The sequence below is a fragment of the Metabacillus sediminilitoris genome (genome assembly GCF_009720625.1).
GTDB lineage: Bacteria > Bacillota > Bacilli > Bacillales > Bacillaceae > Metabacillus > Metabacillus sediminilitoris.
In genome coordinates, this window is sequence record NZ_CP046266.1 from 2,426,493 (window position 1) to 2,439,565 (window position 13,073).

Sequence of the window (13,073 nt, forward strand, 5' to 3'; positions counted from 1 at the left end):
CGCAGCTCATTCATCTTTTTAAAAGGGGAGAGCGTCTGATCATTGGTGTTTATTTACTTGTTTAATGGATTAGGAAGCTTCTGTTATTGTAACCGTATAGCCTAAGTTTTCTAGTCTTCGAACCGAATGGCGTACAATTGATACCTGTCTTTGTTTATCAAAGTAGTCTTCGCCTAAGTCTACATACATTTCTTTTCTAGTTAACAGGTAATATGCGATCCGTAATATCGCATGGGCAACTACTATAGCTGCTCTTTTGTTGCCTTTTCGTCCTGCTGTTCGTCGATACAATGCACCAAGATAGTTTTTTGACCCTCTGACCGATTGAGCTGCTTCAGTTAATGCTGATCTTAAATACTTATTTCCTTTTTTAGATTTAGTTGATTTTCTTTTCCCAGCACTTTCATTATGTCCAGGTACGAGAGCTGCCCATGAACAAAGATGTGCCGCAGTTGGAAATTGATTTTTAACATCAGTACCGATTTCAGCTAGGATTTGTTCAGCCATTCTTCTGGCGATTCCAGGAATCGAATCTAGTCTTTCAATATCTTCTTCATACGAGTTTACTCGTTGGGCTATCTCTTGATCTAACATTTCAATTTGCTCAGTTAGAAAATCAATGTGAGTTAAAATCGTTTTGAGCATTAAGCGTTGATGTGGGTTAACATAGCCCTGAAGTGCTAATTCAAGTTCTGCTTTTTTCTTTTTCATTGTACGACGAGCGAAGTTTGCTAGTTTCTCAGGATCATCCTCGCCGTCAGCGATAGCTCGAAGCATATCCTTCGAGGAAACCCCCATAATATCTGAAACGACAGAGCCTAGTTTGATATTGGCTCCTTCTAAAACTTTTTGAATTCGATTATGTTGTCTTGCACGTTCTTCGATAATACTGCGGCGATAACGGACAAGTTCCCTCAGCTCTCTTTGAATACGGTTTGGAATGAAACTCGCTTTGAGTAAACCATGGCGAAGAAGTTGGGCAATCCATTCGGCATCTTTAACGTCGGTCTTACGACCGGGGAGTGCCTTCATGTGTTGGGCGTTTACTACTAGAAACTCAATCCCTTCAGATTCTAGTAGGTTAACGATAGGTTTCCAATAAACACTCGTGCTTTCCATTGCGACATGAGTACAGTCATGTTCCTTAATCCAGTCGATTAACTTAAGCAGAAAAACTGTTTTGGTAGGAAACGTTTGAATCTCCTTTCCATCAGGTGTCATAATACATGCAGTGATATTGTCCTTATGAACATCCATACCACATGCTCTTTCAATGATTACATCCATTGAAATTCTTCCTTTCTAGGCTTGTAAATTGGAGGCTGGTGCAACAATCAGAATAAGGATTAATCTACCATGAGTGCTTCCCGTAAGGGAGCGACAGTTTGTGGTGCACCGTGGTCGTTGGAGTCAGACTAACGGATGGGCTCTAAGGCACCATAGTTTATCGACCTTCCTCTCCCAGCCTTAGAAGCAGTATGGACGGATTCAATACATTTTCATTCTTTGTGGTGAAGCGCCGATTTTGCGCTTCATGGATGGCTAACGGGTACAAGAGTTGAAGGACAGGTTGCTGTGGCAGCCTTTTTTCTTTGTTCAACGAAGAAGCAGATTAGCATGAATAATCGTTCTTTTCACGTTAACGCTTTTGTACTTGGTAACTAGAAGTTATAAGATCCCATCTAATTTGAATATACCTAGGTATATACTATAAATGGAGGGCTGTTTATGGCTTTAGTTTCAATTTATACTGTTGGTAGGCTAAATCACCCCTATGACCACCCTAAATCTCGTGAGTTTTATGAAATGGGATATAAAGTAATGCGTCAGGCATATGTTTCAGGATATCTTGTAGAGGAGTTTTCATCAGATGGAGTGTCTTTCCCTGAAGAAGTTAAAGGGAAAGGTTACCCTGTTCTGACATTAACGGTATGGAAAAGCCTTCAATCCTTATATCGTTTTACCTATTCAGGTAAGCATAGCCAAGCGTTGCGAAATAGGAACAGATGGATGGAGCCTGATCAAGAGAAACACCTTTCATATGTAGTGTGGTGGACAGAGAATGTGGAGGATGTTTCATGGGAGGAGGCTTTCAAGAGATACAACTATTTTATTCAAAATGGCCCCACTCCTTTTGCGTTTGACTTAAAGCACGCTTTTGATGAAAAAGGGGAGACGTGTATGCTTAAGTAGCAAGATGATTTCTTGTTAATGTTTAGGATGCTGAACAACTCACTTTTCTTCTTTCTTGACCTATTTGTTGAATTAAATAGGTGAGTATATAAGAATAGATACACTTGCTATTGGTAATATTTTTTATTCGATTGTACGATTACTATAGGGTGCTAACCTGGAACAAGGATTAGCGCTTTTTTTAGTTTAGGGCTAGATTGTTGAACAACACCTAGATATCTAGGTTAAACTTTAGAAGAGATTGTGAAAATATTTATACTTAAAGTAAACCAGCTAATAGTATGTCAATATTTTTCAATAAAAATATAAAAAATCACATGCTATACTAAAAATAAGCATGTCAAATAACCTTCCGTTAGTCTAATTTTGGAAGGTTTTGTGTTATTTAGTTAGATTTAGGTTCTAAGCTATATCTTGGAAAGTAGTTCTATTCTTTAAAAGGGCAAATATCCAATGTAATAGCTTATTTACACAAGCTATTACAGCTACTTTGAAGGGCTTTCCTTCTTCACGTTTCTTGTCGTAAAACTCTCTCATTTTTTTGTTTCGAGGGATGATTTCATCCGTCGTTTTCTTCTTACGACAATCACGAATGGCACAACGAACCGCCATATATAAGGCATGACGAAGCCTACTAGATCCTCGTTTTGTTATCCGATTCTTTGTGGCTGTAAACTTACCAGATTCAAATACACTAGGATCGATCCCAGCGAAAGCTACAAGTTTCTTAGGATTATTAAATCGATCTATCTCACCAATTTCAGAAATAATCGTTGCCGCGATTTTTTCACCGATACCAGGGATAGATTTGATGATATTATATTCTTCAATTTCTTTTGCGAGGGCATCTATCTCTGACTCTAACTTTGATAGAGGCTCTTTGTATTGAAGAAGAATATTTATATACATACCCAGACTTAAAATATGACTCTGATAAACTGTCTTTTCAAAAGGGGTACGAGCCGCCGCAGCTTTTAGTTGAATCGCTTTTTCATTAGCCCATTTGATTGATCTACTCTTACATAATTCAAATATCTTGTCTCTAATTGTTTCTTCACTAGCTCTCAAAATATCTTCAGAAGAGGGAAACTCTGAAAGAGTTAAGAGTGACACCACAGAATATAAATCTCCAAATACCCCTTTATATTCAGGAAATACTTGTTCAAGCACAGCCTGAAATTGAAGTTTTGTTTGAATCATGACTCCAGTTATATTTTCATGTTGCCTTGTAAGATTACGAAGGTTTAGTAACTGGACTCCACGCTTTTTATATGGCTCTAACTCTTCTTTATAGAACAACTCACAAAGTAAATAAGCATCAACTGCGCCTGTTTTAACTTTCCTTAAACTAGAACTTCTTGCCTTATATGAAATCAATGGATTAAGGATAATCAATAAATATCCTCGTTCTTCTAAATAATGAACGAGAGGAGTTTGGTAATGCCCAGTAGCTTCTAAAATGACTGAAGGCTTCTTTCCAGACTCTCTTTTCACATCCTCAAGAAACACTACAAGTGAATTAAGACCCTCAACAGTATGAGAAACTTTAAAGCTCTTACGATATGGATTGCCTTTATCTAAAAATGCTTGAACTTGACTCTCACCTTTTGAAACATCCAGACCCACGACTGGATTCATTCTAAATCTCCTCCTAAACTAGTAAATTTGCCAGTAACTCCTAATTCCTCCATGCAGTATCACAGCTTCGCTTGTTATACGAGATCTAAGTCCCAACCAGCCTCAATCATGTTTCTACAAGTAGGGGGCGAACGGTTTACTTGACGGGGTCAAGCCCCACGGGCAGTTACGTTCTACCCTGGCTACTGTAATAATAAAATCATATAAAAAATGATCAACCAGAAATATCTGGCTGACCTTATAATACGAACGGGGCAGGTTAGTTCAACAAGAATTGGGCATTTTAGGATAACAAAAAAAATAGGGAGTAGAATTATGAAAAAGTATTATATCGCAGTGACGTATGAGGTTTGTGAACACAATAATATTTATTTAGATATGAACGAATATAATATAGACTCTTCTAAGGATTTGGATAAACAAATAAGGGAAGTGGCTAAGGTGGATGTTGCTCCCTTGGTAAAGTTTTATGAATCGGATACAAGTGATTTTAAAGAAATTAGACTGTACAAAGAATATAAATTCAAGGAATATGAGTGCGGTTGTGACGGTAGTCAATTTTAATGTTCTTCAACTAACGGGCGTAGCTTTGGCCTTTTGGTCTGAAAAATTCATAAAATAAGCATTCCAATAGAATGAAGAAGTGTAAAAATATGGATGAAATGTTCTGGTAATCGAAATTTTCCTTTTTCCACCCATAAAATACCAAATAAAACAAGGAAAGAAATAGAAAACCAAACAACTCCTATGACAATCGGATGTAGATATTTTGTTAATTCAATCCATACAGTAAAAGAATAAAAATACAATTTGAGAATTCAAAATACTAAGTTTTATGTTTTTTTTCATATTTTCCCTGTACTCCGTCATTTCTAACTATTTATTAAACATTCTTATAGTGGAACTTACACGTAATCATTATATCAAGATCTTTAGCTTAATGAAGTATTAAAGATATTTATCGAACTTTTCAGATGATTATTAATCTAAAATCGGGCGCGATTGTTAAACAGTGCGTCCTATACATAATATAATTTCTTGTGGAATCTTTATCTTAAAAGTTTGAAAAGAAGGCATCATTTGTACTCTGAAAAAAAAATTCTTTTATGGAAAGATGTTATTTGTTGGAAAAAATTGATATATTTATGCGAAGTCCTTCACATGATCCATAGTGGTATGTTTATTTTATTAATTTTTAGAAATAAAACAACCTATTTCTGAGCTAATTTATTCATGAAGAACATTACTACAACTAAAAACGAAACCAGTTTAGTTAAGAAGAATTTTAGCATCTGTAAGAGCTAAAGAAATAAAATATAAATAACAGATGTTGAAAGGAATGTCAAAGAACATTCCTTTTTTTATGGCCGGGGATTATAAGGACATTACAAAAGGTGCGTGAACACCGTCCCTGTATGAATAAGCTTTTCCTTTATTATCTTAACGTGGTTTTTTGTTAGAATGTTGGCTGTACCTTTTTAATGTTTAATGTATAGCAGGTAGTGTAACGGTTATAGTTGTTCCTTCATTTATACTACTCTTAATATTAAGTGTGCCGTTCATCGATTGTATAGTCCGAACAACAACCATTGAACCTAGTCCTGTTCCTTTTTCTTTACTGCTGTAATACGGCTCGCCAAAACGGTTTATTTGTTCTTTGGTCATTCCAACCCCGTTATCGCTTATTTTGAGCGTTATCACGTCCTTGTTAACAAGCGTAACGATTCTAAGTTCACCACCATTAGGTATAGCCTCTATTCCATTTTTAATTAGGTTTAATAAACATTGTTTAAAATACTGGGTGTTCCCACGTGTAGTTGCTGGTACGATCGCTTCTGATATCTCAACTGAGTTCATACTGGCTAATGGCTTTATCATATCAATTACACTTCTTATTTCATGATCTATTAATATATCTTCTATTTTTTCCGTTGCAGGTTTTGCAAAAGCCAAATAATTACTAATAATAGTCTCAGCACTCTTAAGTTCCGTAGTAACAAATTGAAAATACCGCTCTCTTACATCACCAGGTAGTTTAGGGTCCTTTAACAATTCAATAAACCCTTTTACAACTGTTAAAGGATTTCTAACTTCGTGTGAAATACTTGCAGCAAGCTGACTAACGACTTCCATCTTTTCTAACTTAATAACTTTTGACTTTATACTAATGGCATCTCTTAAAATCTCAGTGATATATACAGCAGAAAACATGATGAAAGGAGGAATAATTATAAAATAGAAAATGTAAGCTTCAGTTACTCTAAAGAAGTCTGAGATGAAAACAGCGATATTGGTTGAAAGTATTCCCAAAAATAAAGATAGCAGTGCTGCACTAAATAGTTTGTGCTTTCGATTTAATGTCTTGAACTTTGTTGAAAAAAGTGCTGTTACAATAAATATCACGCTATAAACAATTAACGTCATAAAGTTGAACCCATAAATAGCAAACCGAGCCACTAATAGAATAATGAACAAAGCCGTTCCAACAGGCCATCCTCCATAAAGTATTCCTAATAAAAGGGGGATTTGCCTTAAATCATGGACACAATATTCATCAATATAAATAGGAAACTTCATGCATAAGAGAATAGGCAAACTCATAGATGTGGTAAGAAGAATCCTTTTGTAAGATTTTAGCGTTTCTACATGATCATATAAAATAAAAAATATTAAAATACTAATCAAAATGTAAAATAGATTATCTAAAATATGTTGGTTTAAATAAACAAAATCCATTGCTGCAGCCCCTAAGATTATGACATTCTGTAATTTAAAGTATACAGAAAAAAATCAATTTAATTAATAGAGAAAGTTCTTTTGTGTAAAAAATATTGTCGGGTAGCGAATTGGGTATATACATGCATAATTAACTAGGGCATATATTCAAAATCTTACAGTTAAAATGGATAAATCTACAAATAAGCAAATGATGATCAATAAGCGCAAATTTTATTAAAAGTTGGAAATTTTCCTAATGACAAAAAAGGCTTTTTATTTTACCTATAGGAACTCAGTTTCAGGATATGGGCGTTATTTAAGATCGTATAGGTTTATAACAAAAAAGTTAGAAAGTACGGGGGCGGATATAAGGTACTGAGTGAGTTTATCAACTGTCAGAAGGCAAAGGGGGCGACTTAAATAAATGCTTTATAAGCGCAGGATTGTACCAGACTTACAAGAATAGTAGTGGTCGTCATTTTCATACTTACCTTAAGACACAGGCTTTAGAATTTAAAGAAGATTACACACGATATGAGCGATGCTTAATTACAGCATCGCTTTTGTTGTTTCATATAAAAGTTTATGTTCAAGAAGGAAAGTATAATCAAAAATGGAATTATATGTTAAAGGATAATAAAATAAGGAGGATTTTTATGGAAACAGCAGGTTTTATTATTATTATTGGAGTGCTATTCAGTTTTGGAGCCTGGTTATGGTACTATGCCTCAATAGGAAAAGAATAAACAAAGAAAATATTTATAAACTAGAGAAGATTATTAATGAAGATTGAGTTTGCTACTGGAGCAGATTATGAGTTCTAAAACATTAAGTAGTAGCTTATTCAAGAAAAGAGCGCGATCGTGGAACAGGAAAGAAAAGGGTGATACATATTGTACTGACTAATATGTATCACCCTTTATATTTTATGGATTTTTACGATTTAGGTATTGATAACTAAAATTAAAATAGCTCAAAGGCATATTTGGATCATACTACCGTTAGAAGGAGTTGGAGTTTCTAATAAGTTTATTCCCCCAATACTTTTAGAACCCGAAGGGGAAAGGAGCGGTACAACCAACTATTATATTTTTTTTCATTATCCGTTTTGGTGGTTTTGAACATAAAAAATGGGAACAATACAGTTCCCACCTTAACTAAATATCCGCTAGCCAAACTCTCAAAATTTTAATGCATTATAAAATATTCATTACTCATAAAACCCGTAAGAGCTTTTTTATTGATTTTAGTTCATTAAAAGGAAAGAATAGTCGCTTTGATAAGCGATATGATATTTTCTTAAGTGCCACACATTGAAGAGTAGTGTTTTAAGGGGTGGTAAATAACTATATATGACTAATATGCGTCACCCCTTATTTTTTATGAATTTTTACGATTTAGGTCATGATAAATTTTAATCACAACACCAAATAATCATTTAGACAGGCTTTTTTATTTGGTTCTAATTGCCCTTATATTTATCTAAAATTTAGTTCGTTAAATTATAATTTTAAAACATAAAAAATATTTGACACATCCACTACTTTGTAATACTATATAGTAGTACTAAGTAATGCTAAGTAGATTGTAAGGAGGATATATGAAGGACTTAACTGAAATGCTTAAGGGAGTTCTTGAAGGAGTAGTACTTCAAAAGATTCAAATAGGTGAAACCTATGGGTATGAAATAACTAGATATCTAAATGAGTTAGGCTTTGATGATATTGTGGAAGGAACTGTCTATACCATTCTTGTTCGAATAGAGAAAAAAGGGCTCGTGGAGATTGAGAAGAAAAAATCTGAGCTTGGGCCCGCGAGAAAATTCTACACACTAAATGCTAAAGGAGAACAAGAATTAAATGATTTTTGGCAACGCTGGTCATTTTTAGAAGAAAAAATGAATGAAATAAAGGAGCAAAGAAATGTTTAAAAAGATGATTCAAGAAAAACGGGAATTTCGTGCATATCAAAAAAGAGTGAATGAATTACCTGAAGAATACAAAAAAGCTATGAAAGCAATTGAAAATTATATGTGGAACTTTGCTAAGGGATCAGGCATGTTTGAGCTTTTAAAGAATATTTTAGAGATGTTCGAGAATAGTGCCAGTGATGGATTAAGCGTACGAGATGTAGTAGGAAATGATATAGCAGAATTTGCAGACTCATTCCTAGCCGAGTTTCCAGAAGAAACATGGATTGACAAATTAAGAAAGAAATTAAGAGATTCTATTAAATAAAGGAGCGAGCGAGCCATGAATTCGACTGTCCTTGAAATCAAAAATGTAAAAAAGGGTTTTAAAGGGAACGAGGTTTTAAATGATGTCAATATCACTGTGAAGCAAGGTTCCATTTATGCCTTATTAGGGGCGAATGGTGCTGGGAAAAGTACCCTTTTAAAAATTGTTACGGGGTTACTTAATAGTGATGGCGGCATGGTGACCATTCATGATATTAATGTTGCTGACAATCCCATGGCGGTACAAAGGCTATTTAGTTTTAGTTCACAGAATACCACAGTTGACGGTGTACTTACTGGATATGAAAACCTTCATTTGATTGCAAAACTGCGCCATGAACACAACCCTAAAAAAGTAGCAGAAAGCCTTTTAGATAAGTTTGATCTGACAGAAGCCAAAGATAAAGCTGCTTCAACTTATTCAGGAGGAATGCGACGCCGTCTTGACTTAGCAATGAGTTTAGTTGGGAATCCAGAATTCATTTTTCTAGATGAACCTACCACAGGATTGGATCCTAAAAGCAGGCAGGATCTTTGGGATACGATTAAAGAAATGAAGTCGCAAGGGAAAACAATTTTCTTAACGACCCAATATTTAGAGGAAGCAGATTATTTAGCCGATCAAATAGGTTTTTTACGTGAAGGGAAAATTGTTGCAAGCGGGACCCCAGATGAAATGAAACGTATTGCTGGATCAGATAAATTACTACTTGTATTTTATCGAAATCAAGATGCCGATAAAGCTTTAAAACTATTAGAATCATATTCTCCTGTAAAAAAAGAAGATTGTGAGATTTCCATTGATTTAACAGATGAGATAACAACATCTTTAAACGTATTAAATGCTCTCATAACTGAAAATATTGAACTCAAGACCTTCAAAATGATAACCCCAACCCTTGATGATGTATTTATTACGCTTACGAAAGGAAGAAAATAATGCAAATCATACAAAGTTTTGGAGATACAGTAGCACTTGCCAATAGAATTATTAAACATAATATGCGAAGTATCGACACGCTTATTACTGTTATTGCTATGCCAGTTATGATGTTATTAGGAATGGTTTATATATTTGGAGGAGCCATCCAAATTCAAGGAGTGTCTCAAGAGGATTATATTAATTATGTGCTTCCTGGAATCTTATTAATGACGATTGCCAGCGGATCAGCTTATACTTCATTACGAATTAACCTAGATAAAACATCAGGGATGTTTGACAGATTTAAGTCAATGCCTATATCAAAATCATCCGTAATAGGTGGTCACGTTTTAGCTTCTGTTATCTTTATGTTAGTTTCTATTATTGCAGTTTTAATAGTAGGATTTCTAGCTGGATTTAGAAGTAATGCGACATTTTCTGAATGGCTTCTTGTAGGGTTTTTGATTATTCTTTTTTCTCTTACATTAACATGGCTTTCAGTACCTTTTGCGTTGGCTGCCGGAAGTATTGAAGGAGCCAGTTCCTTCTCTTACATCTTGCTGATGATGCTTTTTGTCAGTTCCGCATTTGTTCCTGTCGATGGAATGCCAAAGGTAGTTCGTCTCTTCGCAGAAAATCAACCAATGACGCCAATTATTCAAGTAATTAGAAATTTATTTAATTCACATGCTGCTGGAAATGATTTATGGGTTTCAATTGGGTGGATGGTATTAATCATAATGATTTCATATATTTTTGGAATGAAAGTTTATAAGAAAGTATAAGTAATTACTAATATTTATTTAAATTTTTGTGAATATGAATTAAAGTCGTACCGGTTATAAAATAGATGTACTGTTTTCAAGAAAGTTATACCGGTTTAAAAAAGTTGAACCTTTTTAAAAAAGCTTAATCAAAAATCCTGTATGAAATGCAAAAATTTATTCAGCAATCAGGCGGGATTGTGCAATAAGCTCGGTATCTCTTGCTTCCTATCATTCAAGAGAAGAAATTGTAGAGATATTTAGTGAACTGACAGGTACTAAAGTTGATTCTTCTTTTATGTGTTTTCCGCCATTTTATACAGACTTTGGTAAAAATATCACTATTGGAAAAAACGTGTTTTTTAACATAGGGTGTTCATTCCAAGACAGAGGTGGTATTAGTATTGGAGACGGTTCAATGATCGGTATGAATGTCACGATTGCTACACTTAATCATGGGTTATCTATAGAAACAAGAAACATAACATACCCCTCTCCAGTTATAATTGGCAAGAATGTATGGATTGGATCAAACGCAACAATACTACCTGGTGTAACGATTGGTGACAACTCAGTTGTTGCGGCAGGAGCAGTTGTCACTAAGGATGTCCCGAAAAATACCGTTGTTGCAGGAGTGCCAGCAAAACTCGTAAAAGAAATTAATAATTAAAATTTAAAGTGATTTTTACATGAACTTCATATCCATTGATGACAGCAGGTTTGGATAAATTTTACAAAGTGGAAATCGATGCGAACAGTAATACTCGTGTAATAGCTTTTGCCATTGAGAAACTTCAGATGTTGCTATCAATGAAATGATTATTCGACCAACCGTTCAAGTAGGTTAATTTTATCTTTAACTGCCACATTTACACACTTTTGGGACAGTATTTTATTGTTTAAAGGGGTTGTAACTTTGGAAAGACCCATATATTATTTGCCACATGGCAACTTCATTGGATGGGAAAATCATTGGTGATTATTTGAAAGTGGAACGAGCAGCTGATTTTGCAGACCAATACGAAAAAATTCATGGACGTTACGGGTGTAAAGTTTGGATGTGTGGAAGGATTATGATGGAGGAACACTTTACTTTCGGAAATAAATTAGATTTAAAACACGAAGACATTCCACATATCCCTAGGACTGATTACGTTGCAAATAAAGATGCTAAAAGTTATGCCGTAGCAGTAGACCCTTCTGGAAAACTAGGATGGACAGAAAATTCAGGTTGCACCGTGGAATGAGTATAGGTCGGAGGACCACATAGTAGAAGTCCTTACAGAGCAAGTTTCTGATGCTTACCTAATGTATTTGCAAAATCTAGGTATTTCTTATATTTTCGGAGGTAAAGAACGATTAAATTTTACTGTCGTGGTGGAAAAGCTAAAAAATCTATTTTCAATTGATAAACTAATGCTAGAAGGTGGAGGCTTTTTAAATGGCTCCTTTTTGAATGAAGGATTAATTGATGAATTGAGCCTGGTTTTAGTCCCAATAGCTGATGGGGCATCTAAACTCTGTGACACTATTTGAAACGAGTTCTTACCTAAACAAACCGAAACCAGTAAATTTCTTCTTAAAAGAAGTCGAAAAACTGGATGATGGTGGGCTATGGTTGAAGTATGTAACAAAACATGATTAATCATCAGATATATGCTAAAAGCAGTGCGATTTCAATTGTGAAATCCACTGCTTTTATATTTGTTTTTATATATACTTTTTCTTATTTAGGTACTCCAAAACGTCTTAATCTAAAAGGCGCAGTTTTATTTTAAACAGAATTAATGAGTTTGTGAAGTGTGACGTTTTTAATTTGCTGTTAAATTAAGGATAGAAGAGAACTTTTTAATCAATCTTTGTTCAAATGCTACAGTTTGCTTGTAAATCTGGTGAATAATAGTGGTATTTGGAAAAGTAAATCGTTTAAAAATAGTGAAACTGAAGGAGTTACGATAATTAAGGCAAAGCATAGGCTATAAAAGTGTTCAACATAGGGCATAAATCATATTAAGTAAGTTATTGTATGTAGAAGAGAAAAAGGATTAAAACTTTTGTCCTTTTTTAAAATAAAAATCACCCCTAAAAGCCGTGTTGCCCAAAGAGAAGGCTTTCGACATCTACGATAAGGGGTGCAAATTATTACAAATCTTTAGGCTTTTTTATTGTCGTAAAGAGCGAATGTAACTTCTGCTTCACAAGCGATTTCTCCATCTACTGTTGCAACAGCATTGGCTTTTGCGATTAAACCACGAACTCTTGTTATTTCTACTTCAAAACGTAACTGATCTCCAGGGTGGACTTGTTTCTTAAAACGGCAACGGTCAATACCAGCAAACAACCCAATCTTTCCTCGGTTTTCATCTTTCATTAACATAATAACTGCACTTACTTGTGCTAACGCTTCTACAATTAGAACGCCCGGCATTATTGGATAATCAGGAAAGTGACCATTAAAGAATTCCTCATTAGCAGTAACATTTTTGATTCCGACCGCGCGTTTTCCTTCCTCTATTTCAAGAATACGATCAATTAATAAAAAGGGGTAACGATGTGGAATTATTTCTTTAATTTGTTGTGTATTAAACATGAATCTCGCTCC

Annotated in this window: 13 protein-coding genes; 9 read left to right on the forward strand and 4 right to left on the reverse strand. The window is 34.6% G+C overall.

Features of this window, described 5'->3' with window-relative positions; translation table 11 throughout:
• Nucleotides 1-69: 69 nt before the first annotated feature.
• Complete coding sequence (locus tag GMB29_RS11530) at nt 70-1,287, reverse strand: IS110 family RNA-guided transposase (protein WP_155443882.1); 1,218 nt, start codon at nt 1,285-1,287, stop codon at nt 70-72.
• A gap of 441 nt (nt 1,288-1,728) precedes the next feature.
• Between GMB29_RS11530 and GMB29_RS11535 the strand changes: the two genes are divergently transcribed.
• Nucleotides 1,729-2,193 carry a DUF3291 domain-containing protein gene (locus tag GMB29_RS11535; RefSeq protein WP_136359340.1) on the forward strand — a complete coding sequence of 155 codons (465 nt, stop codon included), beginning with the start codon at nt 1,729-1,731 and terminating at the stop codon, nt 2,191-2,193.
• 402 nt (nt 2,194-2,595) lie between these two features.
• On the opposite strand, the gene GMB29_RS11540 is transcribed toward GMB29_RS11535, so the two are convergent.
• Nucleotides 2,596-3,831, reverse strand: a complete 1,236-nt coding sequence (locus GMB29_RS11540; RefSeq protein ID WP_155443885.1) for an IS110 family RNA-guided transposase — start codon at nt 3,829-3,831, stop codon at nt 2,596-2,598.
• 315 nt (nt 3,832-4,146) lie between these two features.
• Between GMB29_RS11540 and GMB29_RS11545 the strand changes: the two genes are divergently transcribed.
• Nucleotides 4,147-4,395 (forward strand): hypothetical protein, encoded by a 249-nt coding sequence (locus tag GMB29_RS11545; RefSeq protein ID WP_136358621.1) that lies wholly within the window; start codon nt 4,147-4,149, stop codon nt 4,393-4,395.
• Between the two features lie 921 nt (nt 4,396-5,316).
• Here GMB29_RS11545 and GMB29_RS11550 read toward each other — a convergent pair.
• Entirely contained in the window at nt 5,317-6,567 is a 1,251-nt protein-coding gene (locus GMB29_RS11550) for a sensor histidine kinase (RefSeq protein WP_136358623.1), read from the reverse strand.
• A 1,582-nt stretch (nt 6,568-8,149) separates the two neighbouring features.
• Here GMB29_RS11550 and GMB29_RS11555 point away from each other — a divergent pair.
• The 7 genes from GMB29_RS11555 (at nt 8,150) to GMB29_RS11585 (ending at nt 12,007) form a co-directional block, all read left to right on the forward strand.
• Nucleotides 8,150-8,479 (forward strand): PadR family transcriptional regulator, encoded by a 330-nt coding sequence (locus tag GMB29_RS11555; protein WP_136358625.1) that lies wholly within the window; start codon nt 8,150-8,152, stop codon nt 8,477-8,479.
• Nucleotides 8,472-8,786 (forward strand): DUF1048 domain-containing protein, encoded by a 315-nt coding sequence (locus GMB29_RS11560; RefSeq protein WP_136358627.1) that lies wholly within the window; start codon nt 8,472-8,474, stop codon nt 8,784-8,786. The genes GMB29_RS11555 and GMB29_RS11560 overlap by 8 nt, the downstream gene beginning before the upstream one ends.
• 15 nt (nt 8,787-8,801) lie before the next feature.
• Nucleotides 8,802-9,725 carry an ABC transporter ATP-binding protein gene (locus GMB29_RS11565; protein ID WP_136358629.1) on the forward strand — a complete coding sequence of 308 codons (924 nt, stop codon included), beginning with the start codon at nt 8,802-8,804 and terminating at the stop codon, nt 9,723-9,725.
• Entirely contained in the window at nt 9,725-10,492 is a 768-nt protein-coding gene (locus GMB29_RS11570; RefSeq protein WP_136358631.1) for an ABC transporter permease, read from the forward strand. The genes GMB29_RS11565 and GMB29_RS11570 overlap by 1 nt, the downstream gene beginning before the upstream one ends.
• Before the next feature lie 277 nt (nt 10,493-10,769).
• Nucleotides 10,770-11,141 (forward strand): DapH/DapD/GlmU-related protein, encoded by a 372-nt coding sequence (locus tag GMB29_RS11575; RefSeq protein WP_136358633.1) that lies wholly within the window; start codon nt 10,770-10,772, stop codon nt 11,139-11,141.
• Between the two features lie 274 nt (nt 11,142-11,415).
• Nucleotides 11,416-11,718, forward strand: coding sequence for a hypothetical protein (locus GMB29_RS11580; RefSeq protein WP_136358635.1), 303 nt, complete (start codon nt 11,416-11,418; stop codon nt 11,716-11,718).
• A 19-nt stretch (nt 11,719-11,737) separates the two neighbouring features.
• Nucleotides 11,738-12,007 carry a dihydrofolate reductase family protein gene (locus GMB29_RS11585; RefSeq protein ID WP_328591454.1) on the forward strand — a complete coding sequence of 90 codons (270 nt, stop codon included), beginning with the start codon at nt 11,738-11,740 and terminating at the stop codon, nt 12,005-12,007.
• Nucleotides 12,008-12,623: 616 nt separating this feature from the next.
• Here GMB29_RS11585 and fabZ read toward each other — a convergent pair.
• Nucleotides 12,624-13,061 (reverse strand): 3-hydroxyacyl-ACP dehydratase FabZ, encoded by a 438-nt coding sequence (fabZ, locus tag GMB29_RS11590; protein WP_136358639.1) that lies wholly within the window; start codon nt 13,059-13,061, stop codon nt 12,624-12,626.
• Nucleotides 13,062-13,073: the final 12 nt, after the last annotated feature.